A 23,839-nucleotide genomic window follows, 5' to 3' on the forward strand; every position below is an offset into this window, starting at 1 on the left:
CAGCGCGCCACACGCCGCGCCCTCCTGACGGCGCATCAGCGTTCCCGCGAGCGGACGGAACCCGGCCGGAGCCCGGCCGCAACCCGACTGTCAGTGGTCGCTGCGACAATTCGCGGCATGGGGGACGGCAGGGGAACGGTCGGGGGAAAGGCAGGGGGAGCGTCATGGAGAAGCTGACCGTGCGGCAGCTCGCCGAGCGGCTGGTCGGGCTGGGCGTGGTGCCGCGGGAGAAGGCCGCCGGGGTGCTGGCCGGCCTCGCCGCGGGGCGGGCGCACCACCCGGACGAGGAGCTGACGCGGCGGGAGCTGATCCGCCTGCTGCCGGACTTCGGCACGGCCGTCGCGGTGCCCGGCGGGGACGTCGACGACGCGGCGGCGTACTACGCGCGCCTCCTGGCGGACGTGACCGCCTGCACCGGCGGCGCGGTGGTCTGCTCCGACGCCGAGCTGGTGCGCGTCGCGGTGGATGAAGGGGGTGGGGCGGCCGGGCAGTACGGGGAGGACCCGGAGTGTGGGGAATACGAGGAGTACGGGGAATACGAGGAGTACGGGGAATACGAGGAGTACGGGGAATACGAGGAATATCTGTACTTCCGCCGCGACGGCGAGCCGGTGTGGTGGCACGTCGAGCACCTTTCCGATGGCTATGTGGACCAGGCGTCGGTGGCGGAGCAGTTCGGCGATCTGGATCCGGGCGGTGACGATCCGCGCGTTTTCCACCTGCTGGAGCGGGGCGGCGGGGAGGGTTCGGAGAGTCCGGAGGGTTCGGAGGGTTCGGAGAGCCCAGGGGGTCCGTACGGTCCGGAGTCCTGCCAGGACGATGTCTATGTCTTCGCCACACCTGAGCAGGCCCGGGCGCTCCGGGCGGAATTCGGGCTGGAGTTCCTGGGGCTGGAGGGTCCACCCCGGCCCCGGCGCGGGGCGCCGCCGGCGGCCGCGCCGGAGACCGCCGAATGGTACGTCCAGGAGGACCGCCGGTATCTGACCGAGCCGGCCAGGGCCGCCTTCGACCGGTGGCTGTCCGGGATGGCGGGCGCCCTCGCCGCCTGGCGGGCGCGCTTTCTGCCGGCGGATTTCCCGTTCGATTTCACCACCGGGTCGCTGGGCGCGTTGGAACGGCTCGTGGGCGGGCGGTTCGCCGGGCCGTCCGCCGGCGGGGCCGCGTTCCGTACGGCCGTGACCGGCGGCGACCCGTTCGTGGCGGGCGCGGTGCGGTATCTGGGCGAGACGCTGATACGCACCGGACTGGCGCACTGGACCTACCGCGCGGTGGACGAGGAGGGACCGTACGACCGGCTGCCGACCGTCCGGGCCAACGCCCCGCTCGCGTTCTTCGGCGACATATCACTGCTGTACGAGCTCAGCCGCGCCGCCGGGGCCGGCGAACGGGGCGTGCTCGGGACGCCGGTGGCGGAGCTGCGCGAGGCGGTCGACCGCTACCGCGCCGCCCGGCGGGCACTCACCGCGAGCCGGGCGGCGGCCATGGGCTGAGAGGACCGGCGGACCGGCCCCGGACCAGCGGCGGAGCGGCGGCGGACCCGGACCCAGGCCGACCGGGACCGGCCGGAGCCTCGGCCCGCCGACCGGGGGCCGGAGCGTCAGCCGCCCGACCGCTCGTAGTGGTAGCCGCTGCCGTGGGCCGGTCCCACGTCGTGGCGGATGCCGCTGGGGTCGTCGAGGAGGAACGCGGAGGGATCGGTGGTGCCGCAGATGCCGTTGGAGCGGGCCTGGTCCACGGCGGCCGAGCTGATGTTGATGCGGCTGCCGCCGCCCGCCACCGACACCAGCTTGGCCACGTTCTCGCAGTGCCCGGTCCCGGGGACATCGCTGATGAGCCGGACCGCGTTCGCGCCGGTGGACGCCCGGAAGATGACCACCGTGCCCGGCTGCTGGGCGTACGGATTGGTCAGCTTCCAGGTGCCGACGAAGGCCGAGGGCACCGCGTTCCCGTTGGACCCGGTGCCGGGAGCCGGCTGCCCGCCGCCCGAGCTGCCGGAACCGCCGGACGACCCGCCGCCACCCGACGTACCACCGCCGCCCGTGCTGCCGCCGGAGGACGCCGAACCACCGCTGGACGAGCCGCCGTTCGCGCTGCCGCCGCCCGGCCCGGCCGTCCCGTCCGCCGGGGCGCCGCCCGTCCCCGCGTCCTTGCCGCCGCCCGGGTCCTTGGCGTCCGGCGCCGCGTCGGACTGTCCCGGCGACGGCTTCGAGGAGGCCGACGCGCCCGGCGTCCCGGGCGTTCCGGAGCTGCCCGGGCCGGCCGTCTGGTTGGCGGTGGCCGGGGGTGCCGCCTCGAGTTTCTGGTACGGCTGGAGCACCATCACCGCGCCACCGCCGACCGTGACCACGCCGACGAAGACGGCCCCGACGACCAAGGGCCGCCGCCGGCGCCGCTCGCGGTCGCTCCCGCCCGGGGCGGTCTCCCGCACGGCCGCCACCGGCTGCGCTTCCTTCACCTCGCCGCCACCGGCCCGAGCAGCGGCAGCACCGGCGGCAGCGCCGACAACGGCCCCACCCGCGGCACCGGCAGCAACACCAGCCGCGCCGTCACCGGCACCGGCGCCGGCACCGGTCCCAGCACCGGCATCCGCGCCCGCACCGGCAGAAGCCGCAGCACTCCGCCCCCCGAGCGCCTTCGTAGGCACGTCCCCGGCCCCGGCCGCGGCCTCATCCGCCTGGGCGTCCGCCTGGACGCCCCCGTCCACGCCGCCCTCCGCGTGCGCCTGAGCGCCCCCGCTCCCGTCCGCATCCATCCGCGCCGGGGCGTCCGCGACCCCATCCCCACCCCCGCCCACCTGGGCGTCCACATCCAGCAGCCGGGCCGCCTGCTGGGCGAGGGCGACGACGAGCTTGGGCGGCAGCCACTCCCCGTCCGAACCGGCGGGCCGGGCCGACGCGGTCGTCTCCAACAGCTCGGTGACACCGGGCCGTTGGCCGGCGTTCTTGGTCAGACAGCGCCCGATGAGATCCCGCAGCGCCTCGTCCGCCACCTCGTCCAGATTCGGCTCGCCCTCGACGATCCGGTACATGACGGCGTGTTGATTGGTGGCGTCCTGTCCGAACGGCAACTGGCCCGTCGCCGCGTACATCAGGACGCCGCCGAGGGTGAAGACATCGCTCGCGGGCCCCACTCGCCGGCCCACGATCTGCTCGGGTGACATGAAGCCCGGGGAGCCGATGACCATGCCGGTGCTGGTCAGCAGCGACTCCACCGAGGCGTCCAGGGCGCGGGCTATACCGAAGTCGATGACCCGGGGGCCCGCCACCGTGAGCATCACGTTCGACGGCTTCAGGTCCCGGTGGACGATCCCGGCCTCGTGGATGTCCTGGAGCGCCCGCAGCAGCCCGTCGGCGAGCGCGTGCACCGAGGCGGCGGGCAGCGGCCCGTATTGGCGGACGACGTGCTCCAGGGAGGGCCCGGGCACGTAACCGGTGGCGACCCAGGGGAGTTCGGCGTCCGGGTCCGCGTCGAGCACCGGCGCCGTGAAGCGCTCGCCGACCCGCCGCGCGGCGTTGATCTCCCGGCGGAAGCGGGCCCGGAACTGCGGATTGGCGGCGTGCTCCTCGTGGACGACCTTGACCGCCACCGTGCGGCCACCCGCCGAACGGGCCAGGAAGACCCGCCCCATTCCCCCGGCGCCGAGCCGGCCCAGCAGCGCGTAGGACCCGATCCGCCGCGGGTCCCCCGGTGCGAGCGGCCGCATACCGCCGAGGTGCTCGTCCTGTCCGTCCGTGTCGGCACTGCTCATGACTGTTCGCTTCCCCCTGGTCGTCGGCGCTCGGTCCCTGCGCTCCCGTCGAGGCAAGCAGTATGACAACCGCGCGGCGGGGCAAGGGCGGTGAGGTGATCACCGGCGGCGGACATATCCCGGCCAAGGGGGCGCGCCCGGACGCATCCCCCGGGCCAGTGGATACAGCGGGCCGCAGCGGACCGTCACGCCCAAGGCGCGCGGCCGCCGCCGGCCCAGCGGGCCAGCCCCCGGCCGTCGATCAGCCGCAGCGGTTCCGGCAGCGCCGCGTTGGCCGCCTCGGCGTCGCGCGTGAAGCGCGAGGTGGTGACGATGACGGCGTGATCGCAGTGGTGGAACGCGCGGTACGTACCGTTCGCGGTGTAGACGGCCGGGGCGCCGACCCGGTTCCCCTCCGCGTACCGCTTGCACTGCACGGCGACGCGCCGGCCGTCGCGCAGGACGACGAGGACGTCCAGCCCGCGGTCGTTCGCCCCGCCGGAGACGGTGGCGGAGCGGACGGCCGGATCGCGCCGGGCGAGCGCGGCGATGGCGTGCTCGAACTGCGGGCCGGTCATCCGCTGGTAGGCCGCGAGGGTGTGCGTGACGTCCTGCTGCTCCCCGGCGGGCCCGGGGAGGCGGAGGCGGCCGGTCCGGACGAGCACGACGACGACCGCGAGGGCGGCGGTGACGGTCCCGAGGACGAGTGCGGTGACGGGGTACTCCCGGACGACCGCCGCGCCGGCGAGGAGCACCACGGCGCCGACGCCGAGCCGCGCACCGGCCCGTTCGCGCCCGCGACGCCGCGCGGCGGAGCGCCGGGCCGCCGCTCTCCGGGCCGCCGATGCGCGCCCCGCAGGCCCCCGAGCCGCAGACCTCCGCCCCGCGGACCTCCGAGCCGACGCTCCCCGGCCCGCCGCCCCACGCCGGGATTCAGTCACCGGCCTGCCCGATCCCGTGCACCACCTGGCCGAGGAACTGCACGATCCCCTGCCCGACCGGCGTCGGCGCGAGCAGCACGCCCAGCACCAGCACGATGGCCACGGTCATCTTCTCGTCACGGCGGCTTCTGGACTCGGTGCGGCGGCGCAGCCGCAGGATGACGATCACCACGAGCAGCACCACGATATTGACCGTCGGCAACCGTCCGGACCTCCCGCTCAACCGCCGCCCACACTCCGTACGAGCGAGGCGCCCCGCCACTCCCATATCTAGCCCGAACCGGGGTGCGCCGAGACGCAGTTGCAAAGGGTTGGCGCAAACGTATCGGTGCGCACGGGCCCGGCCCCCGGGTGCGCACATCCCTCAACTCAACTTCGCGGCAGTCCAGTTCACGCCAGCGGCACCGGCCGTGCCGCCAGTACCGCGATGTCGTCGGCGCTGTCCGCCCCGAGCTTGATGATCAGCTCGTCGCAGAAGACGTCCAGCGGTTCCCGGGCCAGGGCCGCGGTCTGCTCACGGAGCCGGGCCATGCCCTCGTCCAGGGACTCCCCGGCGCGTTCGATCAGGCCGTCGGTGAAGAGCAGCAGCGTGGCGTGCGGCGGCAGCGGATCGCAGGCCGCGGGCCGCGGCAGGTCGGGGTCCATCCCGATCAGCAGGCCCAGCCCGTCCTCCAGATAGCGGGCGTCGCCGTCCCGGGTGGTGAGCAGCGGCGGGAGATGGCCGGCGGACGAGTGGTGGAGCGCCCAGGGGCCTTCCGGCGGGCCCTTGAGCATGGCGTAGATGCAGGTGGCGGTGGAGTGCGGGTAGAGGGTCTGGCTGGCCACGTCCAGGCGGCGCAGCACCTCGCCGGGCGGTTCCTGGCGGTCGACGGCCACTCCGCGCAGCATGTTGCGCAGGGCGCTCATCGCCACCGCGGCCTGGAGGTCGTGGCCGGCCACGTCGCCGATCACCAGCGCGGTGTCGCCGGTGGGCAGCTCGAAGGCGTCGAACCAGTCGCCGCCGATCTGCGCGGTGGAGCTGGACGGCGCGTAGCGGGCGGCCAGCTCCAGGTGGTCCAGGTGCGGCAGCTGGGGCAGCAGGGAGCGCTGGAGGCGTTCGGCGGTGTTCTGGGTGTGCCGGTGCAGCCGGGCGTTGTCCACGGCGAGACCGACACTGCGGACCAGTTCGGCGACGAGGAGGATGTCCTCCTCGGTGAACGGGTGCTCGCCGTGGACGCGTACGAGGGTCAGGGCGCCGAGGACCTGGCGGCGGGCCCGCAGCGGGGCGATGATCGCGCTGTCCGCGCCGAGCTGCGCGACGAGGTCCTGGTGGCGGACGTCCACGCGGCCGCCGCGGCGGCTCTCGAAGACGCTGGGGAGCAGCAGCGGGCCCGCGCCGCGCAGCGCCCGTTCCAGGGCCGAGCCCCGCGCCGCTTCGGACACCGGCGGCAGCGGGCCCAGCGCGACGCCCGGCTCCAGCGCCTGCGGATCGCGGTGGACGACGCAGACCCGCTCGACCCGGCCGGGCTCGTGCTCGTCGATGAGATCCACCACGCACCAGTCCGCCAGCCGCTGGGCCAGCACCCGGCACACCCGGCGCAGCCGCTCGCCCAGGTCAAGCGTGCTGGTCAGGGCGCTGCCGGTGGCGGCCAGCAGGGACAGCCGCTGCATCGCCGCCCCGCCCGGCCCGCCGGCCGCCGCGGCCGGCTCCGCCTCGTGCTCCTTCTTGGCCCGGGACGCGGCCGGCCGGTGCACGGGCCGCGGCTGCGGTCGCGCCTCCGCGCCGTGGTGCGTCTCGGGGACGCGCGGGGCGGGCGGCGCGATCGTCCTGGGGCTGAGGTGGGCGACGAACACGGTGCGGCCGTCGACCGCCTGCTGGGTCTGCACCAGCAGCCGGATGGGGATCAGCCGGCCGTCGCGGTGCTGCGCCGGGACCGGTACGGGGCGGCCGAGGATGCGGGGCCGGCCGGTGAGCATCAGCGAGGTGTAGGCGGCCATGTGCCGCTGCCGCAGGTGCTCCGGGATGAGGACGTCGAGGCTCTGGCCGACCAGTTCGCCGGACGACCAGCCCAGCAGGTCGGCGACCTGGCTGTTCGCCGCGATGATCCGGTTGCCGTCGTCGATGGCGACGGTCGGTACGGTGCTGGCCTCGACGTCGCCGGCGTCCCAGGGCGCCAGTTCGGCGGAGGAGATGCCCGCCGCCCCGGGGACCAGGGACCAGGCCATGGGGTCCGCGCCGGTGAGCTGGCCGGCGATCTGGTCCAGCAGCCAGTGCCGGAAGGCGCGGAGCTGCGGAAGGGACGGGAGGGTGAGCAGCGCCTCCTCCTGAGCCGCCGCCTCGGCCGCGTCGAGCACCTGCGACAGCGTGGCCACGGCCGGCGCGGCGTCCGCCGGGAACGCCACGATCAGGGAGTACGTGACGCTGTCGGGGGTCTCCTGCTCGACCGCCGCCGTCATGCAGGAGCTGATCACATCGCAGATGTCCTGGGCGGTGGCGAGGTCCGCCGGCCGGACGCCCGGGGACGCCCCGGTGGCCGCCACCAGGTGCAGTTCGCGCAGCAGCCCTTCCCACTGCTGCTGGGCGCCCCAGTACAGCGCGTAGGGCAGATCGATCAGTGTCACGGTCCCGGTGCGCCCGGTGGGCGGCACCGCCTCCCAGACCGAGGCGGGCGGCGCCGACGCCTCGGACCACAGGTCGAACCACACCGTCTTGCGGTCCTCGCCGACGACGACGCCGTGGCTGGGCGCCAGCTCCTCCACGAGCGCCAGACCACGCCCGGTGGTGGCGTACGGGTGGCGCTCGTGCGGCACCAGACCGCGCTCCGGCCGCTGGTCGGTGACCCGTACACCGATCCGGCCGTCCGTGGCCGAGACCTGGACCTCGATCTCGGTACGGGCGTGGAGTACGGCGTTGGTGACCAGTTCGCCGGTCAGCAGCTCGGCGGTGCGCACGGCGTCCGGCTCGGCGTTCGCCAGCGCCGCCCGCACGAATCCCCGGGCCACCGCGACACTCTCGGGCGCCGGTGGCAGCCGCCGGGACGGCACCTCCGCCGGGCTGGAACTGCGCGTACGAGGACTGCGCATACCACTAGCTATACCCCGAAATGTCGGGCGGAACATGGCGGCGGGGCGGGGGCCGACCGGGCGCCGGGGTGGGCGGTGGCACGGGGCGGTGGCGCGGATGACCGTGCGTGGGCGGGCGTCGCGAAGGGTTGCCGCGCGGGGTCGTGCCCGGGTGGCCGGCGGCCGTCCCCTCGACCCGTCGTACATCCACCGGAGAGCGCGGCCCCGCCGTCACGTACGAGCAGCCCGCAGGCTCAGCCCCACCACACCCGGAAGTCCGTGGGCAGCTCGCGCAAAGCGGCCAACTCCGCCGCCAGCTCAGGCGCGGCCGCCTCCACCCGCTCACCCTCCACCAACGGCGCGGACCGGTAGATCTTCCGCAGGGAGAAGTCCCATCCCCCGCCGCCGTCCCCGAGTCCGCCGGACCGGCGGTCATCGGTACGGTCCACGGGCACGACCCGCAACCGGTGCGGCTCGTACCGCACCATGGCGCTCTCCGCCCGCGTGGCGGCGCACGCGTCGAACGCGGCCCACAGGTGCGGATCAGTCATCCGGGCCAGCTCCCGCGCACCGAGCCCGGAGCTGTCGAGAAGTTGGCGGGCCAGCCGCCGGACCACCGACACCGGCCCCACGTTGTCCCACGAGGTGTGCAGCCGCGCTTCCGCACAGACCAGGCGGACCAGCGTGCGCGCGGCCGCCCGGTCGGCCGACACCGCGCAGCCTTGGAGGGCGAGCCCGCGCAGCAAGGCCGCCGGATCGCCGTCGAGCCACCCGGCGGCCCGCCCGCTGCGCACATAGGAGTCGAGGTGGTCGAGATTCAGCAGACCGGACCGGTTGGCCAGCGGCGACGGTGCCTGGCCGCCACCGAGCGCGGCGACCACGGCCTCGACCGCGATCCCGTACCGTTCCAGGCACCCTTGGACCGGCTCACTGCGGAGCAGTCCCCTCCCCAAGGCATGGTGATCCAGCCCGGCCACGCCCTCACAGGTATGGCTCAGCGGCAGATGCCCGATGTCGTGCACCAGCGCCGCGACCCGCAACGGCTCGTCGTCCGGGCGGAAATGCGCCACCAGCGCGAACACTCCGAGGGAGTGCTCCAGCCTGGAGTACGACTGGAGCGTGGTGAGCGCCGAGGCCCCGCCATGGGCGACGAAGTGCAGCCGCCGGAGCGGTTCGGAACGCAGCAGCGCCACTTCAACAGGCGCCAGGCGTACGGCTGTCCGCCACAGCGGATCGGTGAATTCCCCGGCCACCCCCACCACACTCGCCGGAACGGGCCGCCCAGCGCCATCCCCGGACCCCATACCTCCCCCTCTCCCCCGCAGCGTCGCGGGCCGGTCAGCCTCGCGGCATCGGCGGCAGCTCGGCGTGGTGCACCGTGTAGCCGCCCTTGGTGACGGGAGCGTACGGGGCCGGGGCCATGCAGGTGCCGACCTCGGCCTCAAGAGGTTCGGTGGTACCGCTCGGGAGCAGGTTCACGCCGTTCCAGGAGAATCCCACCCGGTCGCGGGACCGGCCCTGGTCGCTGCCGCCGTCGTAGACGCTGAACCCCAGCCGCTTGCCCACCCAGGGCGGTCCGCCGGGGCTGACCTTGGTGACGACGGCGGTCAGCGTCGCCGTGTGCGGGCCGGTGACCAGGCAGTCCACGCGTCCTTCGGAGGTGTACGTGATACCGCGTTCGGCCGAGTAGTGGGACACCTTCACCGTGCCGCGCGCGTCGGTGGGCAGCCCGGTGGGAATTCCGGGCAGCGGATTGCTGTAGGGCGCGGCGTGCGCGTCGAATGTGAACGAGCGGATATCGGCGTCCTTGTAGTACGGCAGCTCGAATTCCGCGCTGCCGGTCACACTCGCGTGGGCGGGTGTCTGCCGAGCGCCGGCGCCGCTACCACCGCTACCGCTGCCGCGGTCAGCCGCTGCGGATGCGGACGCTGTGGCGGACGTCGCGGCGCTTACGGTGACCGTCGCGGCGAGCGCGGCCAGAACGGCCACGGCCTTGCGGGACGAGGACAGGGAAGGCATGCAAGTCTCCAGGACTTGGGAGGAGTTGGGAGGTTGGGACGGTAGGCGGAGCTTCGCGGCATCGTGACGTGTCGTCCACCGCGACACCTCCATCGCCCTTCACCGGCCTCCATCGTTCACGAAGGACGCCCTCCGCCCCATCCGCCTCAAGCCGTAACTCCCAACCCCCCGCTCTCACTCCCCGGTCGCCGCCCCGCATCAGCCTCAGGTAGCACTCCGGCGCGCGCCGTACCCCTTCCGGAAGTCCGCGCTGAACGCCTTCTCGATGCCGTTGACGACACCGGAGTCGGCGACGATCAGGCCGAGTTCGCGGTTGTGGTTGAGGGAGTTGTCGGAGAAGTTCTCCGATCCGGCGAACACCTTCGCGGACGGCGTGCCGTAGTCGGCGACGATCGCCTTGGCGTGGATGTAGTAGCCGGTGGGGCTGGTGTAGGTGACCACCTTGCCGCCCGCGGCGGTGACTTGCCGCAGCCGCTTGCTGTACTTCGAGGACTGGTTCTCGGCGACGACGCGCACGGTGACGCCGCGCTTCGCGTCCGCGACCACCGCGTTGACCAGCGCGGCGTCCCCGAACTCCTCCTGCTGCACGTCGAGGCTGCGCTTCGCCCCCTTGATCAGGGCCAGCAGGCGGGTCTGCGAGTCGGTGGGCGACCAGACCAGGTCGGTACCGTCGCCGGGGGTGACGGAGGTCTTCGCGTAGTCGGCCTCGAAGACCTTCTCGATCGCCGCGACATCGGCCTTGTCGGAGTCGAAGACACCGTAGTCGCGGGAGGTCGCGTAGTACTTGGTGTCGAAGTTGCCGGTGCTGATGTACGACGTGGCGCCGTCGACGGTGATCGTCTTCTGGTGGGTGTAGACGTACGCCGACGAGGAGTACGTCACTCCGGCGCCGGCCGCGGAGAGCGCCTTGTAGGCGGCGCCGTCGATGGACGCGTGCTGGGAGTCGAAGACCACCCGGACCTTGACTCCCGCCTGCTGCTTCTTGACCAGGTCGTTGACGAGAGTGGTGTCGCGCAGCTCGTAGATTGTCACGTCGATCGACTTCTTCGCCGAGTTCACGAAGTCGTGGATCGGGCCCTGCTTCTGGTCCGGCAGGACGACCAGGGAGTAGGCGCTCGCGGCGTGGGTGGTGGCGGGCGGCACGAGGGCGCCGGTCGCGGCCAGGGCGCCTGCGGCCAGGGCTGGGATGAGGCGGCGGTGGGTGGGGCTCACCGGGACTCCTGACGTGGTCGAAGGATGCGCGCAACGCGCGTAGCGCACCCAGTAAGGCACGGCGCCCGGGCCCGCGGAATCCCAGTTGGGTGAACACCAGGGCAGCAGTTGGACAAGACACTGTCGCGGTCTGGTAAGGCGGCAAGTGTGCGGCCTCAACCCGGCATTGACTGCCCGTGACCCAGCGCGCGGCGGCCACCGGTCATCGAGCAGCGACCGGCGAGGGGCGAGCGGCGACCGGCGATCCGGCCAGGGCCGCGCGGCGGGATAGGGTCCTCGCTCGTGACTGAACCTTCCTCCTACCTCGGCACGACCGCCGGCGCCTACGACGCCATGGCCGCCCGCTATGCCGAGTTCGCCCGTGATTACCTGGATTCCCTGCCGTTGGACCGCGCGGTGCTCGCCGCGTTCGCCGAGTACGTACGGGCCACCGGCCCCGGACCCGTCGCGGAGCTGGGGTGCGGCACCGGGGAGGTGACCGCGCACCTGCGGGACCTGGGACTGGACGTCTTCGGCGTCGACCTGTCGCCGGCGATGCTCGACTTCGCCCGCGAGGCCCATCCCGACCTGCGGTTCGAGGTCGGTTCCATGGACGCCCTGGACCTGGCCGACGGCACGCTGAACGGGGTCGTGTCCTGGTATTCGGTCATCCACACGCCCCCGCGGGAAATACCGGGCTGTCTCGCGGAGTTCCGGCGGGTGCTCGCCGCCGGCGGCCTTCTCCTCCTCGCCTTCTTCGAATCGGAGGGCGGGCCGGTCTCGGCGTTCGACCACAAGGTGACGACGGCGTACCGCTGGCCGATCGGGGAGTTGGCGGCGCTGGCGGCCGAGGCCGGGTTCACCGAAGTAGGCCGGATGCTCCGGGAGCCGGGCGAGGGGGAACGGTTCCGCCGGGGCCATCTCCTGCTGCGCAGGGGCGAGTGACCGCGGGTCCGGACACTCGTCAACTCCCTTGCACCAGCGGATGGTTGCCCTCCTCAGGGTGGTTTACCGTTCCCATCCGTGTGAATGTCCTTCCACCACATCAGCCGCATGCCAAGAGTGATGCGCCATGGATACACACGATGTGAGCACCCCGGACACCGACGCACCGGTCACGCGGGCGCCAGGCACGGACGCCTCGGCCGTGGGCACGCCCTCGCGCCGTTCCGTCGTCGCGGCGACCGGTGCCTCGGCGCTCGCCGCCGGACTCGCCACCGGGCTGGCCTCCGCCGCGCCCGCGACCGCGCTGAGCCCCGGCACCGCCCCCGCGGTGGCGCCGGCCGACGTACCGCCCGGCATTGACCGCAAGGCACTCACGACGGTGGCCCGCGCCATCGCCGTCTACGACGAGCACGACAAGCCCCTCGTACCGACCTACTTGAAGATCATCAAGGACGGTCTGCCCGCCCGCCCGGGCAAGCCGACCAAACGCGTCCTGGTGGTCGGCGCCGGACCGGCCGGTCTGCTCGCCGCCGATCTGCTCAACCGCGCCGGCCACGACGTCGTCGTGATCGAGGCCAACGACAACCGCGTCGGCGGCCGTATCAAGACGTTCCGCAAGGGCGGCCACGAGAAGGGCGAGCAGCCCTTCGCCGATCCCCAGCAGTACGCCGAGGCGGGCGCCATGCGGCTGCCCGACAGCCATCCCCTCCTGATGGCGCTGCTGCGGAAGCACGGCCTGCCGCTCCAGGAGTTCTACCTGGTGGACGTGGAGGTCGGGGATCCGTCGAAGCGGGCCAACCGCACCTGGATCCACGTCAACGGCGTCCATATGCGCCGCGCCGATTACGAGAAGAGCCCCGCGAAGATCAACGGCACCTTCGGCGTCACCGGCGCCAACCGCACCAGGACCGCCGCCGCCATCCTCGCGGACGCCCTGGAGCCGGCGTTCCGGCTCATCCGGGGCAAGGAGGGAACGGCCCTGGTCAAGGGGTGGGTGGAGGTCCTGGAGAAGTGGGGCAACTGGTCGATGTACCGCTACCTCACCGAGGTTGCCGGGCTCGACACCAGGACCATCGACCTCATCGGCACGATCCAGAATCTCACCTCCCGCCTGCACCTCTCCTTCCTCCACAGCTTCTTCTCCAGCGCCCTGATCGACCCCAAGACGAAGTTCTGGGAGATCAGGGGCGGTACGGCCCTGTTCGCCGACGCGCTCTACAAGCCGGTGGCGGGCAAGGTGAAGCTCGACCGGCGCGCGGTACGCGTCGAGCGCAGCGGCTCCAAGGTCCGGGTGCACACCGTTTCCGAGAAGTGCCAGACCGGGCAGGGGGGTGCCACGGAGGTCTTCGAGGGCGACGAGGCGATCATCACCGTCCCGTTCTCCGGACTGCGGCACGTACCCTTCGACCCTCCGCTCAGCTACGGCAAGCGCCGGGCCATCACGGAACTCCACTACGACGCCGCGACGAAGATCCTGCTGGAATTCTCCCGCCGCTGGTGGGAGTTCACCGAGGCCGACTGGAAGACCGCGCTGAACTCCATCGAGGACAGGCTCTACGACAAGTACAAGGCGGGCGCGGTCAAGGACGGCAGGTATCTCGGCGCGCACCAGTCCGTGAAGGACCTCGGGGTGACGATCCCCGCCGCGCTCAAGCACTGCTTCGCCCCCTTCCGCCCGGCGGCCGGCAGCGATCCGGAGGCCGCGCACACCCGTGGCGGCGGCTCGGTGAGCGACAACGCCAACCGCTTCGTGTACTTCGAGCACTCCGGCGGTACGGAAGTGGGCAAGGGCGGCGTCATCCTCGCCTCGTACAGCTGGTCCGACGACGCCCTGAAGTGGGACGCGTTCGCCGACGACGAGCGGTATCTGCGCGCGCTCGCCGGCATCCAGCAGATCTACGGCCGCCGGTGCGAGGTCTTCTTCACCAACAAGTGCAAGACGCAGTCCTGGATGCGCGACCACTACGCCTACGGTGAGGCGTCCGTGCTCTTCCCCGGCCAGCACGCCGAGCTGTTCCCCGACATCCCCACGTCCGAGGGGCCGCTGCACTTCGCGGGGGACCACACCTCCATCAAGCCTGCCTGGATCGAGGGCGCCCTCGAATCGGCCGTCCGGACCGCCTTGCAGGCCCACATCCGCTGACAGGCAGACCACATCCAGGGCCCACTCAGGGGCCAGGGCCCAAGGGTCCCTTCCCGGCTCGGGGAGGGGCCCTCGCGCCGTGGTGGGGACGGTGCGTGCCTGGGTGCCTGTCCGGCCCCGCGCCCGCTTCGGAAATCAGGGTGCATATGGGTGGGAGTGTCGGGCACGTGCGTGGTTGGAAGGAAGTACGCCACCACAGAAGGGAAGGACCAACCATGGCTGCGTCCAACAACCCGGGCAACTTCGCCAACGACCGTGAGCGGGCCGCCGAGGCCGGCCGCAAGGGCGGCCACGAGAGCGGCGGGAACTTCGCCAACGATCCCCAGCGCGCCTCGGAGGCCGGCCACAAGGGCGGCCAGGAGAGCAGCGGCAACTTCGCCAACGACCCGCAGCGCGCCGCCGAGGCCGGCCACAAGGGCGGCCAGGAAAGCGGCGGCAACTTCGCCAACGACCGCGAGCGGGCCGCGGAGGCGGGCCGCAAGGGCGGCAAGGAAAGCGGCGGTGGCCGGTAAGGAGGGGCCGGGCCCGTAGCCTCTGGGCCCCCTCCTCCGCGTCAGGCCGCAGACGCCGGCGTGCGCCTGCGGCCTGACCTCCCGCCTACGGACGGATGGACGCGACGCGTACGGAACCACTGCCGCCCGCGCGTACGCGTCCCCGCACCCAACGCCGAAAGGAGCCGGTATGGGACCGGGACACGACGGAAATGTCATCGCCGAGCTGACGAAGGACCACCGCGAGGTGGACGCGCTGTTCACCCGGATCGAGGCGCAGCCCGTCGGGGACAAGCGCCGCCGGGAGCTGGCGGACGAGCTGACGGTGGAGCTGGTACGCCACTCGGTCGCCGAGGAGCAGTACCTCTACCCGGCGGTCCGCGAGCACGTCGCCGACGCGGATTCCCTGGCGGACAAGGAGATCGAGGACCACAGCCAGGTCGAGCGGCTGCTCAAGGACCTGGAGGGCCGCGAGGCCGATGACGCCCGCTTCGACGCGCTGGTGGCGGAGGTGAAGGCCGCGGTCACCGCGCACGTCCGGGACGAGGAGGACCGCCTCTTCCCCCTGCTCGCGGCATCTTGCAGCCCGCAGACCCTTGAGGATCTGGGCGAGCAGGTCCGCAAGGCCAAGAAGACCGCACCGACGCGTCCGCATCCGTCGGCGCCGGACACCCCGCCCGCCAACAAGATCCTCGCGCCGGGCGCCGGCCTGGTCGACCGCCTCCGCGACCACCTGACCGGCCGCGCCGCCCACTGACCCGCCCCGCCCCTCCTCCCTCTCCCTCCCATCACAGCGAAAGGACGATCATGAGCACCACCGCACGGCAGATCATGACGCCGGACGCCGAGTGCATCGGCGAGCAGGACACGGTCGCGGAGGCGGCCCGCAAGATGGCCGGCCTGGACGTCGGCGCCCTGCCGGTCTGCGGGACCGATGACCGGCTCAAGGGCATGCTCACCGACCGAGACATCGTGGTGAAGGTCCTGGCCCAGGGCAAGGACCCCGAGCACACCACGGCCGGCGAACTGGCCCAGGGCGAGGCCGTGACCATCGGCGCGGACGACAGCGCCGACGAGATCCTGCGCACCATGACCTCCCACAAGGTGCGCCGCCTGCCGGTGATCGACGGGCACCGCCTGGTCGGCATCGTCGCCCAGGCCGACGTCGCCCGCGCCCTGCCCGACCCCCGCGTGGGCGACCTCCTCGAAGCCCTCTCCGCCTGACGGGCCCCCGCCCGCCTCGGAACGCCGCGCACCAGGCCCTGCGGCCGCCGCCCGCGCGGCGTCCGAGCACGTCCGGACCGCCGTGCCCGGCCGCCCCCCTGACCAATTCCCGGCATTTCCGCATCACTGCGCTGATGAATTGCTCCATTCGCGTGCGGCTGTCGGGTGAGGGCCGCGTGTCGGCCGCCGGGGGCCGCCGGTGATCTTCCGCGTCGGAAAAATGGCGGCTGGCAGACGCCACGGCTTCGGTGCACCGCCTATCGGGAGACCCAGGAATTGTGAGCATTCTCAACGACCCCACGGGGTCGGCCGCCACCCGCGAACGTGACGTACCGGTCCGGCGGAAGCGGCCCGGTCTGGTCGTGGTGAAGTGGCTGACGACCACCGATCACAAGGTCATCGGCTCGCTGTATCTGGCGACGTCGTTCGCGTTCTTCCTCGTCGGCGGAGTGCTGGCGCTGGTGATGCGGGCCGAGTTGGCGCGGCCGGGGCTCCAGATCATTTCCAAGGAGCAGTTCAACCAGGCGTTCACCATGCACGGCACGGCCATGCTGCTGATGTTCGCCACACCGCTCTTCGCCGGCTTCGCGAACTGGATCATGCCGCTGCAGATCGGCGCGCCGGACGTGGCCTTCCCCCGCCTGAACATGTTCGCCTACTGGCTGTACCTCTTCGGCTCGCTGATCGCGGTGGCGGCGTTCCTCACTCCGCAGGGCGCCGCCGACTTCGGCTGGTTCGCGTATTCCCCGCTGACGAATGACGTCTTCTCGCCGAATATCGGCGGCGATATGTGGGTCATGGGCCTGGCGTTCTCCGGTTTCGGCACGATCCTGGGGTCGGTCAACTTCGTCACCACCATCATCTGCATGCGCGCCCCCGGCATGACGATGTTCCGGATGCCGATCTTCACCTGGAATGTGCTGCTCACCGGCGTCCTGGTCCTATTCGCCTTCCCCGTCCTGGCGGGGGCGCTGCTGGCGCTGGAGGCGGATCGCAAATACGGCGCCCATGTCTTCGACACGGCCAACGGCGGCGCCCTGCTGTGGCAGCACCTCTTCTGGTTCTTCGGGCACCCCGAGGTGTACATCATCGCCCTGCCGTTCTTCGGCATCATCAGCGAAGTCATCCCGGTGTTCGCCCGGAAGCCGATGTTCGGCTACATCGGCCTGATCGCCGCGACGATTTCCATCGCGGGCCTCTCGATCACCGTCTGGGCGCACCATATGTTCGTCACCGGCGGCGTCCTGCTGCCGTTCTTCTCCTTCATGTCCTTCCTCATCGCGGTCCCGACCGGGGTGAAGTTCTTCAACTGGATCGGCACCATGTGGAAGGGCGCCCTCTCCTTCGAAACGCCGATTCTGTGGGCCGTCGGATTCCTCGTGACCTTCCTCTTCGGTGGTCTGACGGGCGTGATCCTGGCCTCCCCGCCCATGGACTTCCACGTCTCCGACTCGTACTTCGTCGTGGCCCACTTCCATTACGTCGTCTTCGGCACGGTCGTCTTCGCGATGTTCGCCGGATTCCACTTCTGGTGGCCGAAGTGGACCGGGAAGATGCTGGACGAACGGCTCGGCAAGATCACCTTCTGGACGCTGTTCGTCGGATTCCACACCACGTTCCTGGTGCAGCACTGGCTGGGCGCGGAAGGGATGCCGCGCCGCTACGCCGACTATCTGGCCGCCGACGGATTCACCGCCCTCAACACGGTCTCCACCATCGGCTCCTTCCTGCTCGGCGCGTCCATGCTGCCGTTCCTCTACAACGTCTGGAAGACCGCCAAATACGGTGAGCCGGTGGGAGTGGACGACCCGTGGGGCTACGGCCGCTCGCTGGAATGGGCCACGTCCTGCCCGCCCCCGCGGCACAATTTCGTCGCCCTGCCGCGAGTCCGCAGCGAATCCCCGGCGTTCGATCTGCACCACCCGGACATCGCGAGCGTGGAGGCGGCCGCGACCCCCCACCAAGTCCGGCGATGACCGATCGAGGACACCCGTGAGCGGGACGCCGAACCAACGCATCGACGCCGAACGCCTGAGCAATGAGGTCGAGGGCTATCTGCTCTGGCAGGCCAGGATCAGCGAGGCGGAACAGCGGGCGCGGGAATTCGTCCGCCCGCTGGAATGGCTGACGACCTCGCAGCGCGTCGAGATCGAACAGCGTTATGTGGACGACAGCCTCCACCGCGCCCAGCGAGACCTCGAACGCATCGCCGCGCGCTGCCGCTCCCTCCGCACCGAGTACGAATCCCGCTACCGCCACCTGCGCCACCGCTGCCTCGCCCTGACCCTGGCCACCTGCGCCGGCCTGGGCCTCCTCGCCACGCTGCTGTATCTGGCGTGACGCCGGGGGCCGGGGCGGGAGGCGTGACTTTGCGGACACCCCCTAGGCAAGGGCCGTTACTGGGGTGAGGGCTCGCCGGGCGCAGCGTCGTTGGCGTCATCGTTTCCGCCGTCGTTAGCGCCGTCGTTCTCGTTCGCGCCGTCGTTCTCGTTGGCGTTGGCGGTGAGGAGGTGCTGAGTGCGGCGGACGAGGGCGCGTCGTACGGCGTCGGGGGTCAGGACGCGGAGGGGGGTGGCCAGGCCGAGGAGATAGGCGGCGAGGCCGTCCGGGTCGGGGCCGCCGATGTCGACGATCGTGGCGTCGGGGCCGTCCGGGCGGTGGCTGCCGACCGTCGAGGGGATCAGGCGGAGTGCCTGGTCCATGGGGAGGGGGAGGCGGATCGTGGCTTGGAGGGGGTAGGGGCCGGTGGCTATGGAGCGGGAGACGAGCCGGGCCGGGTCGGGTGGGTCGAGGAGTTCCACCGGGCGCCCGGTGGGCTGGAGTTGATTGACCCGGTCGGCGCGGAAGGTGCGCCACTGGCCCCGCGTCACGTCCCGGGCGACGAAGTACCACCGGCGTCCGGTGTGGACGAGGCGGTACGGGTCGACGTCGCGGACGGTGGCGTTGCCTGTCCTGTCGCGGTACGACAGGCGGGCGCGTTCGCCGCGGCGGCAGGCGGTGGCCAGTTCCAGGAGCATGCCTGGCGGGATCTGCGGCTCGTCGGGCCTGGGGGTGTGTACGAAGGCGGCGTCCATATCGCCCAGCCGGTCCGCGATCCGCTTGGGGAGCACCTGACGGAGCTTCAGGAGTGCGGACAGGGCCGCCTGGTCGCCGCCGAGTGCGCCGCTCAGCGCCGCCTGGCGCAAGCCGATGGCGACGGCGAGCGCCTCCTCGTCATCGAGGATCAGCGGCGGGACCCGGGAACCGGCGCGGAGGCGGTAGCCGCCCCAGGGGCCGGGGTCGGACTCGATGGCGTAACCGAGCTCCCGGAGCTTGGCGATGTCCCGCCGCACGGTGCGGTCGGTGACCGCCATCCGGTCGGCCAGTTCGGCGCAGGTCCACGACGGCCGGGCGGCCAGCAAGGCGATCAACCGCAGCAGGCGGGCGGAGGCGCTGATCATTTTCCGAAGTCTTCCACACAGTTCGGATGACCCGGACCGGAACTGTCCTGGTCCCGTCGTAGCGTCCTCTCCATGAACACGGAGAAAGTGGCAGCAGCCACGGAAACGACGACGGGCAGTGCGGACAGCGCGGAGACTGGTTCCGCGCCTGTCTTTCGGTACGCGGCGGTGACGTTCGACTGTGCCGACCCGGCCGAACTGGCCCGCTTCTACGGTGAGGTTCTCGGTCTGCCGGTGGCCTACTCCACGGACGACTTCGTCCTGCTCGGGCAGGAGGGCGCGGCCGGACTGGGCTTCAACCGGCTGGCCGACTACCGCCGTCCCACCTGGCCTGACCCGTCCCAGGAGAAGCAGGCGCATATGGAGTTGGGCGTTGATGACGTGGACGCGGCCGAGGCCCATCTGCTGGCTCTTGGCGCCGAGAAGCCCGATTTCCAGCCCCAGCCGGAGCGGTGGCGGGTCCTGCTGGATCCGGCGGGGCATCCGTTCTGCATCACGACGCTGGTGTGAGGAGTGGCGTAGCGTCTGGGAGGGGCATGTGCCAGTCAGCTGATCCTCCCAACTTGTCAAGAAGGACGTAATGACCATGACGTCGTCGCCCGTTCCCGTCGGTCCCAACCCCGATCCCAACGTGGTGCATCCGATGCCCGATCAGCCGCGGGTGGTGTTGCTGAAGCCGTTGATCACCTCACCGCTGATCGAGGTCGGCGACTTCTCGTACTACGACGATCCCGATGACCCGACCGCGTTCGAGACCCGCAATGTGCTGTACCACTACGGGCCGGAGCGGCTGGTCATCGGGAAGTTCTGCGCGCTGGGCGAGGGCGTGCGGTTCATCATGAACGGGGCCAACCACCGGATGGACGGGCCCTCGACGTTCCCGTTCCCCATCATGGGCGGGCCCTGGGCCGAGCACTTCGATCTCATCACCGGACTGGCCGGGCGGGGGGACACTGTGGTGGGCCACGATGTCTGGTTCGGTTACCGGTCGATGGTGATGCCTGGTGTGCGGATCGGGCACGGCGCGATCATCGCGTCCGGCTCCGTGGTGGTGGACGACGTCCCCGACTACGGCATCGTCGGCGGTAATCCGGCCCGGCTCATCCGCCGCCGCTACAGCGACGCCGACATCGCGCGCCTGCTGGCCGTGGCCTGGTGGGACTGGCCGCTGGAGCGGATCACGGAACACGCCCGGACGATCATGTCGGGCAGCGTTGAGGAGTTGGAGAAGGCGGCGGCTGGGCATGCGCCGCCCGTAGCGTAGGGCGTACGCCCCGGTCAGCCGGTCGTGCCGTCCGGCAGGGTCGTGGGTGAGGGTTGGGGCGGCGGTGCGGCCTGTGGCGGTACGACGGCCACCGGCTTCGGTGGGGCGGGCAGGCGGCGGGCTGCCGCCCAGGAGGTCGCCATGACGCAGGCGATGACCGCGTAGACCGCCGGGTAGCCGCCGGTGGTGTCGGCGAGGCGCCCGGTGACGGACGGGCCGGCGAAACTGGCGATGTTGGCGAGCGCGTTGACGCCGGCGATGGCGGTCGCCGCGTGCCGGCCGGCCAGGGCGCCGGTGCAGCGGCTCCAGAGGGCGGGCACCGCGGCGAGGTTCGCCGCCACCATCACGGTGAGCGCGGCCAGAGTGAGGAGGGGGAGGCGGGAGACCGCGGCGCAGGCGGCGGCGAGGGCGGAGGCCGCGATGGGCCCGGTGATCAGCGATGTCCGGTGGCCGACCCGGTCGCCGTAGCGGCTCCAGAGGAGCATGACCGGTACGGCGACCGCGTACGGGAGGGCGGCGAGCGCGGAGACGCCGGAGGTGTGCGCGCCGGGGAAGAGGGCGGTGAGGACCTGCGGGAGGAAGAACTGCAGGGAGTAGGCGCCGAAGGCCATACCCGCCTGGACGAGTGCGAAGTGGGCGACGCGGCGGACGACGGTGCCGCCCGTGCGAGCGGGCGGCGCGTCGTGCGCCAACTCGCTTGCCAGTTCCCGGCGTTGGGCGGTCGTCAGCCAGGCTGCCCGGTCCGGTGAGTCGGGCAGGAGGCGGAGGGCCGCGATCCCGAGGACGACGGCGGGCGCGCCCTCGATCAGGAACATCGACCGCCAGCCGCTGAACCCGAAGAGGCCGGCATGTTCCACCAGCAGACCGGAAGTCGGCAGGCCGATGGCGGTGGCGATGGGGATGGCCAGCAGGAACGCCGCCAGGGCGCGGGTGCGCCGGCGGGCCGGGAACCACGTGGTCAGATAGGCGACGACCCCGGGGAAGAAGCCCGCCTCGGCCAGTCCGAGGAGGAAGCGGGCCAGATACAGGCCGCGGGCTTCGGTGACGAACGCCGTGGCCGCCGAGCACAGGCCCCAGGCGGTGATCACGCCGGCCAGCCAGCGGCGGGCGCCGAACCGGTTGAGGGCCCAGGCAGCCGGGACCTGGAAGGCGAGATAGCCGATGAAGAAGATGCCGGCGGCCGTTCCGTACGCGGTGGTGGTGAGGTGGAGTTCGGCGTTCATGGCCAGGGCGGCGACGCCGATGTTGGCGCGGTCGAGGAAGTTGACCACGTAGAGGACGAAGAGGAGGGGGAGGAGGCGGCGGGCGACTGTGCGGACGGCGGGCGGGCCGGGCGGGTCACCCGTGTCCGTTTCCGTTCCCGTTGCCGTGTCCGTTGCCGCTCCTGTTTCCGGTCGTGATCCTGCTCCTGCTCCTGTTCCCGCCCCCGCCCCTGCCCCGGCTCCTGTGCCCGGCGCTCTTTCCGCCGCTGTTCTCTCCTCCGGACCGCTCTCCTCCGTGGCGTTCTCGCCCGCCGTTCCGCCCGGGCCTGTCTCCGCTGCTGCCGTCATCTGTGCCGCCTTCGCTCACTCGCCGTGTCACGACATGTCGCCTTCTGTCATGACGTACAACGAGTGGCGGCGGCACCGGATATGCGCGTTGAGGCGCACCGGGGCGCACGGAACGGCCCGCGCTCGCGCGGTCGCCGCGTACCGCGCGCCGGAGTGCGGACGGGGGCGGTCAGGGGCGGCTGGGCGCGGCTGGCGCGGGCCGGGAGGGACAGGCGGGCGGGCGAGAGGCGGTCAGGAAGCGCCCTTCAGAACACGGTCGAGTGCCGCCCGGCCTAGAGGTCCCCAGTTCGGCTTGCCGCCGGGGAGGCCCCGATCTCCGTTCTGTCCCATGAGCATCAGGAAGAGGCTCTTCATCGCGGCCAGCCCGCGGGCGCGCCGGATCGCCGCCTCGTCCGCGTGCGCGTACATGTCGAAGAACCGTGAGGCCGTACCCGCCGGCAGCAGCACCCATGCGGCGGCGAGGTCCCACGCCGGGTCGCCGGCGAACAAGTCACCGAAGTCGACGATGCCCGCGAGCGTTCCGTCCGAGACGACGACGTTCGCGGGATGGAGGTCGCCATGCACCCACACCCGCGGGCCCTCCCACGCGGGGGCCGCCACGGCGTCGTCCCAGACGGCCCGGACGTCGGCAGCGAAGCCGTCGAGGGCAACGGCCTGGAAGAGCTTCTCGAAGCCGTCCGTGCAGTCCTTGGGATGGGTGCCGCGGTCCGCAGCGATCGGCGCCTCGGCGGGCGCCTCCACATGGAGCGCCCGGAGGAAGCCCGCCAGCGTGTCGGCCGCGTGGGCGCCGCGGCTGATCGAGCCGTGGTCCAGCGGCTCGCCGGGAACCCACGTCATCACGGTCCAGTGTTTGGGGAAGCGCTCGGACGGTTCGCCGAACCGCACCGGAGTCGGCACCGGGAGCGGCAGGCGCGGAGCCAGCGCGGGTAGCCACCGCCGCTCCTTGAGCTGGAGTTCCGGGGTGGGGTCCATGCGCTGCATGCGCACGGCCAACTCGTCCCCGAGACGCCACATGTGGTTGCCCCAGCCGCCCGCCACCTCGCGGATGGCCAGCCCTGCAAGGTCTGGATGTTGCTCCCGCAGCAGATCGCGGACCAGGTCCGCGGTGATCTCGATCTCGGCGTCGGTCATGTGACGTCACAGTACTGAGGCGGCAGGCGGGGCGGGCGGAACAGCTCCCAAGCCGGTGCTGGTGCGCCGACAGCTCCCGCAGACGCTCGCCGTCCAGCTCCTCGTGGGCCTGCCGCAGCGCCGCGCCGAGCCGGGGCAGCCGCTCGGCCTCGTCCGTCTCTTCGCCCACCGCACAGCACCCCTTACGCCGCCGCCCCGCAGGCCACCCGCCCTTTTACGCACCCCAGACGCCGTCCTCGACGGCGAGGTGATCACCTACCGGGAGGGGCGGCTGGACTTCGGCGCACTCCAGCAGCGCATCAGCCGCAGACCCGGCACCACGGCCCGACTGGCCCGCACGCAGCCGTCCCACTTCATCGCGTTCGACCTGCTCCACCGCGCCGGCACCGGGACACCGCCGAGGCCATCATCGGCGCGGTCACCGGGACGCTCACCGGCCCGGACACCGTACTGCTCGGCCGCTACACCCCGGACGGGGAGTTCCGCCTGGCCGCCCGCAGCGCGACCCTGCCCGCCGGCCTGCGCCGCGAACTCGCCGGGCGACTGCGGCCAGCCGCGCCCGATCACCCGTGGCACGGTATGCGTGTCTCGTCCCCGGTGCAGGAGGAGAGGAACTGAAGCGGGACCGGGACGAGGAACGGTAGAACGAACCACGGTGACGGGAGGACGACGGGTCGGGAGGATGACGAGGACGGTACGTCGTAAGCCGGGTTTGCCTGGCGCTCGCTGCC

At 72.0% G+C, this 23,839-nt stretch carries 20 protein-coding genes; 10 read left to right on the top strand and 10 right to left on the bottom strand.

Annotation, left to right across the window (positions count from 1 at the left end; genetic code table 11):
* Positions 1 to 164: 164 nt before the first annotated feature.
* Positions 165 to 1,490, top strand: coding sequence for a hypothetical protein (locus ADL22_RS30355; protein WP_066987102.1), 1,326 nt, complete (start codon positions 165 to 167; stop codon positions 1,488 to 1,490).
* 107 nt (positions 1,491 to 1,597) lie between these two features.
* On the opposite strand, the gene ADL22_RS30360 is transcribed toward ADL22_RS30355, so the two are convergent.
* The 7 genes from ADL22_RS30360 to ADL22_RS30390 form a co-directional block, all read right to left on the bottom strand.
* Positions 1,598 to 3,748, bottom strand: a complete 2,151-nt coding sequence (locus ADL22_RS30360) for a serine/threonine-protein kinase (protein ID WP_066987105.1) — start codon at positions 3,746 to 3,748, stop codon at positions 1,598 to 1,600.
* A gap of 185 nt (positions 3,749 to 3,933) precedes the next feature.
* Positions 3,934 to 4,485 carry a restriction endonuclease gene (locus ADL22_RS30365; RefSeq protein WP_234430913.1) on the bottom strand — a complete coding sequence of 184 codons (552 nt, stop codon included), beginning with the start codon at positions 4,483 to 4,485 and terminating at the stop codon, positions 3,934 to 3,936.
* Between the two features lie 175 nt (positions 4,486 to 4,660).
* A complete protein-coding gene (locus ADL22_RS30370; RefSeq protein ID WP_066987111.1) occupies positions 4,661 to 4,870 on the bottom strand; it encodes a hypothetical protein in 210 nt (69 codons plus the stop codon).
* A 188-nt stretch (positions 4,871 to 5,058) separates the two neighbouring features.
* Positions 5,059 to 7,731: a SpoIIE family protein phosphatase gene (locus tag ADL22_RS30375; protein WP_079064539.1), complete on the bottom strand. Its 2,673-nt coding sequence runs from the start codon at positions 7,729 to 7,731 to the stop codon at positions 5,059 to 5,061.
* Positions 7,732 to 7,964: 233 nt separating this feature from the next.
* Positions 7,965 to 8,963, bottom strand: coding sequence for an HD domain-containing protein (locus ADL22_RS30380; protein WP_066987114.1), 999 nt, complete (start codon positions 8,961 to 8,963; stop codon positions 7,965 to 7,967).
* Positions 8,964 to 9,048: 85 nt separating this feature from the next.
* Complete coding sequence (locus ADL22_RS30385; protein ID WP_066987117.1) at positions 9,049 to 9,729, bottom strand: hypothetical protein; 681 nt, start codon at positions 9,727 to 9,729, stop codon at positions 9,049 to 9,051.
* A gap of 204 nt (positions 9,730 to 9,933) precedes the next feature.
* Positions 9,934 to 10,941, bottom strand: coding sequence for a phospholipase D-like domain-containing protein (locus ADL22_RS30390; protein ID WP_066987120.1), 1,008 nt, complete (start codon positions 10,939 to 10,941; stop codon positions 9,934 to 9,936).
* A 282-nt stretch (positions 10,942 to 11,223) separates the two neighbouring features.
* Here ADL22_RS30390 and ADL22_RS30395 point away from each other — a divergent pair, with 282 nt between their 5' ends.
* From ADL22_RS30395 to ADL22_RS30425, 7 genes are all read left to right on the top strand, one after another.
* Positions 11,224 to 11,865 carry a class I SAM-dependent methyltransferase gene (locus ADL22_RS30395; RefSeq protein WP_066987123.1) on the top strand — a complete coding sequence of 214 codons (642 nt, stop codon included), beginning with the start codon at positions 11,224 to 11,226 and terminating at the stop codon, positions 11,863 to 11,865.
* A 127-nt stretch (positions 11,866 to 11,992) separates the two neighbouring features.
* Positions 11,993 to 14,008 (top strand): FAD-dependent oxidoreductase, encoded by a 2,016-nt coding sequence (locus ADL22_RS30400; protein ID WP_079064540.1) that lies wholly within the window; start codon positions 11,993 to 11,995, stop codon positions 14,006 to 14,008.
* Between the two features lie 215 nt (positions 14,009 to 14,223).
* Positions 14,224 to 14,520, top strand: coding sequence for a general stress protein (locus ADL22_RS37050; RefSeq protein WP_066987127.1), 297 nt, complete (start codon positions 14,224 to 14,226; stop codon positions 14,518 to 14,520).
* A 169-nt stretch (positions 14,521 to 14,689) separates the two neighbouring features.
* Entirely contained in the window at positions 14,690 to 15,256 is a 567-nt protein-coding gene (locus ADL22_RS30410) for a hemerythrin domain-containing protein (protein WP_066987130.1), read from the top strand.
* A 50-nt stretch (positions 15,257 to 15,306) separates the two neighbouring features.
* Positions 15,307 to 15,723, top strand: coding sequence for a CBS domain-containing protein (locus ADL22_RS30415; protein ID WP_066987133.1), 417 nt, complete (start codon positions 15,307 to 15,309; stop codon positions 15,721 to 15,723).
* Between the two features lie 278 nt (positions 15,724 to 16,001).
* Positions 16,002 to 17,699 carry a cytochrome c oxidase subunit I gene (ctaD, locus tag ADL22_RS30420; protein ID WP_066987136.1) on the top strand — a complete coding sequence of 566 codons (1,698 nt, stop codon included), beginning with the start codon at positions 16,002 to 16,004 and terminating at the stop codon, positions 17,697 to 17,699.
* A 16-nt stretch (positions 17,700 to 17,715) separates the two neighbouring features.
* Positions 17,716 to 18,063, top strand: coding sequence for a cytochrome C oxidase subunit I (locus tag ADL22_RS30425; protein WP_199836409.1), 348 nt, complete (start codon positions 17,716 to 17,718; stop codon positions 18,061 to 18,063).
* 56 nt (positions 18,064 to 18,119) lie between these two features.
* Here ADL22_RS30425 and ADL22_RS30430 read toward each other — a convergent pair whose 3' ends face one another.
* The gene (locus ADL22_RS30430) at positions 18,120 to 19,163 is read right to left on the bottom strand and encodes a helix-turn-helix transcriptional regulator (protein WP_079064541.1); all 1,044 of its coding nucleotides are present in this window, start codon (positions 19,161 to 19,163) and stop codon (positions 18,120 to 18,122) included.
* 72 nt (positions 19,164 to 19,235) lie between these two features.
* Here ADL22_RS30430 and ADL22_RS30435 point away from each other — a divergent pair, with 72 nt between their 5' ends.
* A complete protein-coding gene (locus ADL22_RS30435) occupies positions 19,236 to 19,673 on the top strand; it encodes a VOC family protein (RefSeq protein WP_066987139.1) in 438 nt (145 codons plus the stop codon).
* A gap of 76 nt (positions 19,674 to 19,749) precedes the next feature.
* Positions 19,750 to 20,427 (top strand): CatB-related O-acetyltransferase, encoded by a 678-nt coding sequence (locus ADL22_RS30440; protein WP_066987297.1) that lies wholly within the window; start codon positions 19,750 to 19,752, stop codon positions 20,425 to 20,427.
* 14 nt (positions 20,428 to 20,441) lie between these two features.
* On the opposite strand, the gene ADL22_RS30445 is transcribed toward ADL22_RS30440, so the two are convergent.
* Entirely contained in the window at positions 20,442 to 21,977 is a 1,536-nt protein-coding gene (locus ADL22_RS30445) for an MFS transporter (RefSeq protein WP_107116446.1), read from the bottom strand.
* 231 nt (positions 21,978 to 22,208) lie between these two features.
* Complete coding sequence (locus ADL22_RS30450) at positions 22,209 to 23,108, bottom strand: aminoglycoside phosphotransferase family protein (protein ID WP_066987146.1); 900 nt, start codon at positions 23,106 to 23,108, stop codon at positions 22,209 to 22,211.
* Between the last annotated feature and the right edge of the window lie 731 nt (positions 23,109 to 23,839).

The organism is Streptomyces sp. NRRL F-4489 (genome assembly GCF_001509485.1).
Classification (GTDB): domain Bacteria; phylum Actinomycetota; class Actinomycetes; order Streptomycetales; family Streptomycetaceae; genus Streptomyces.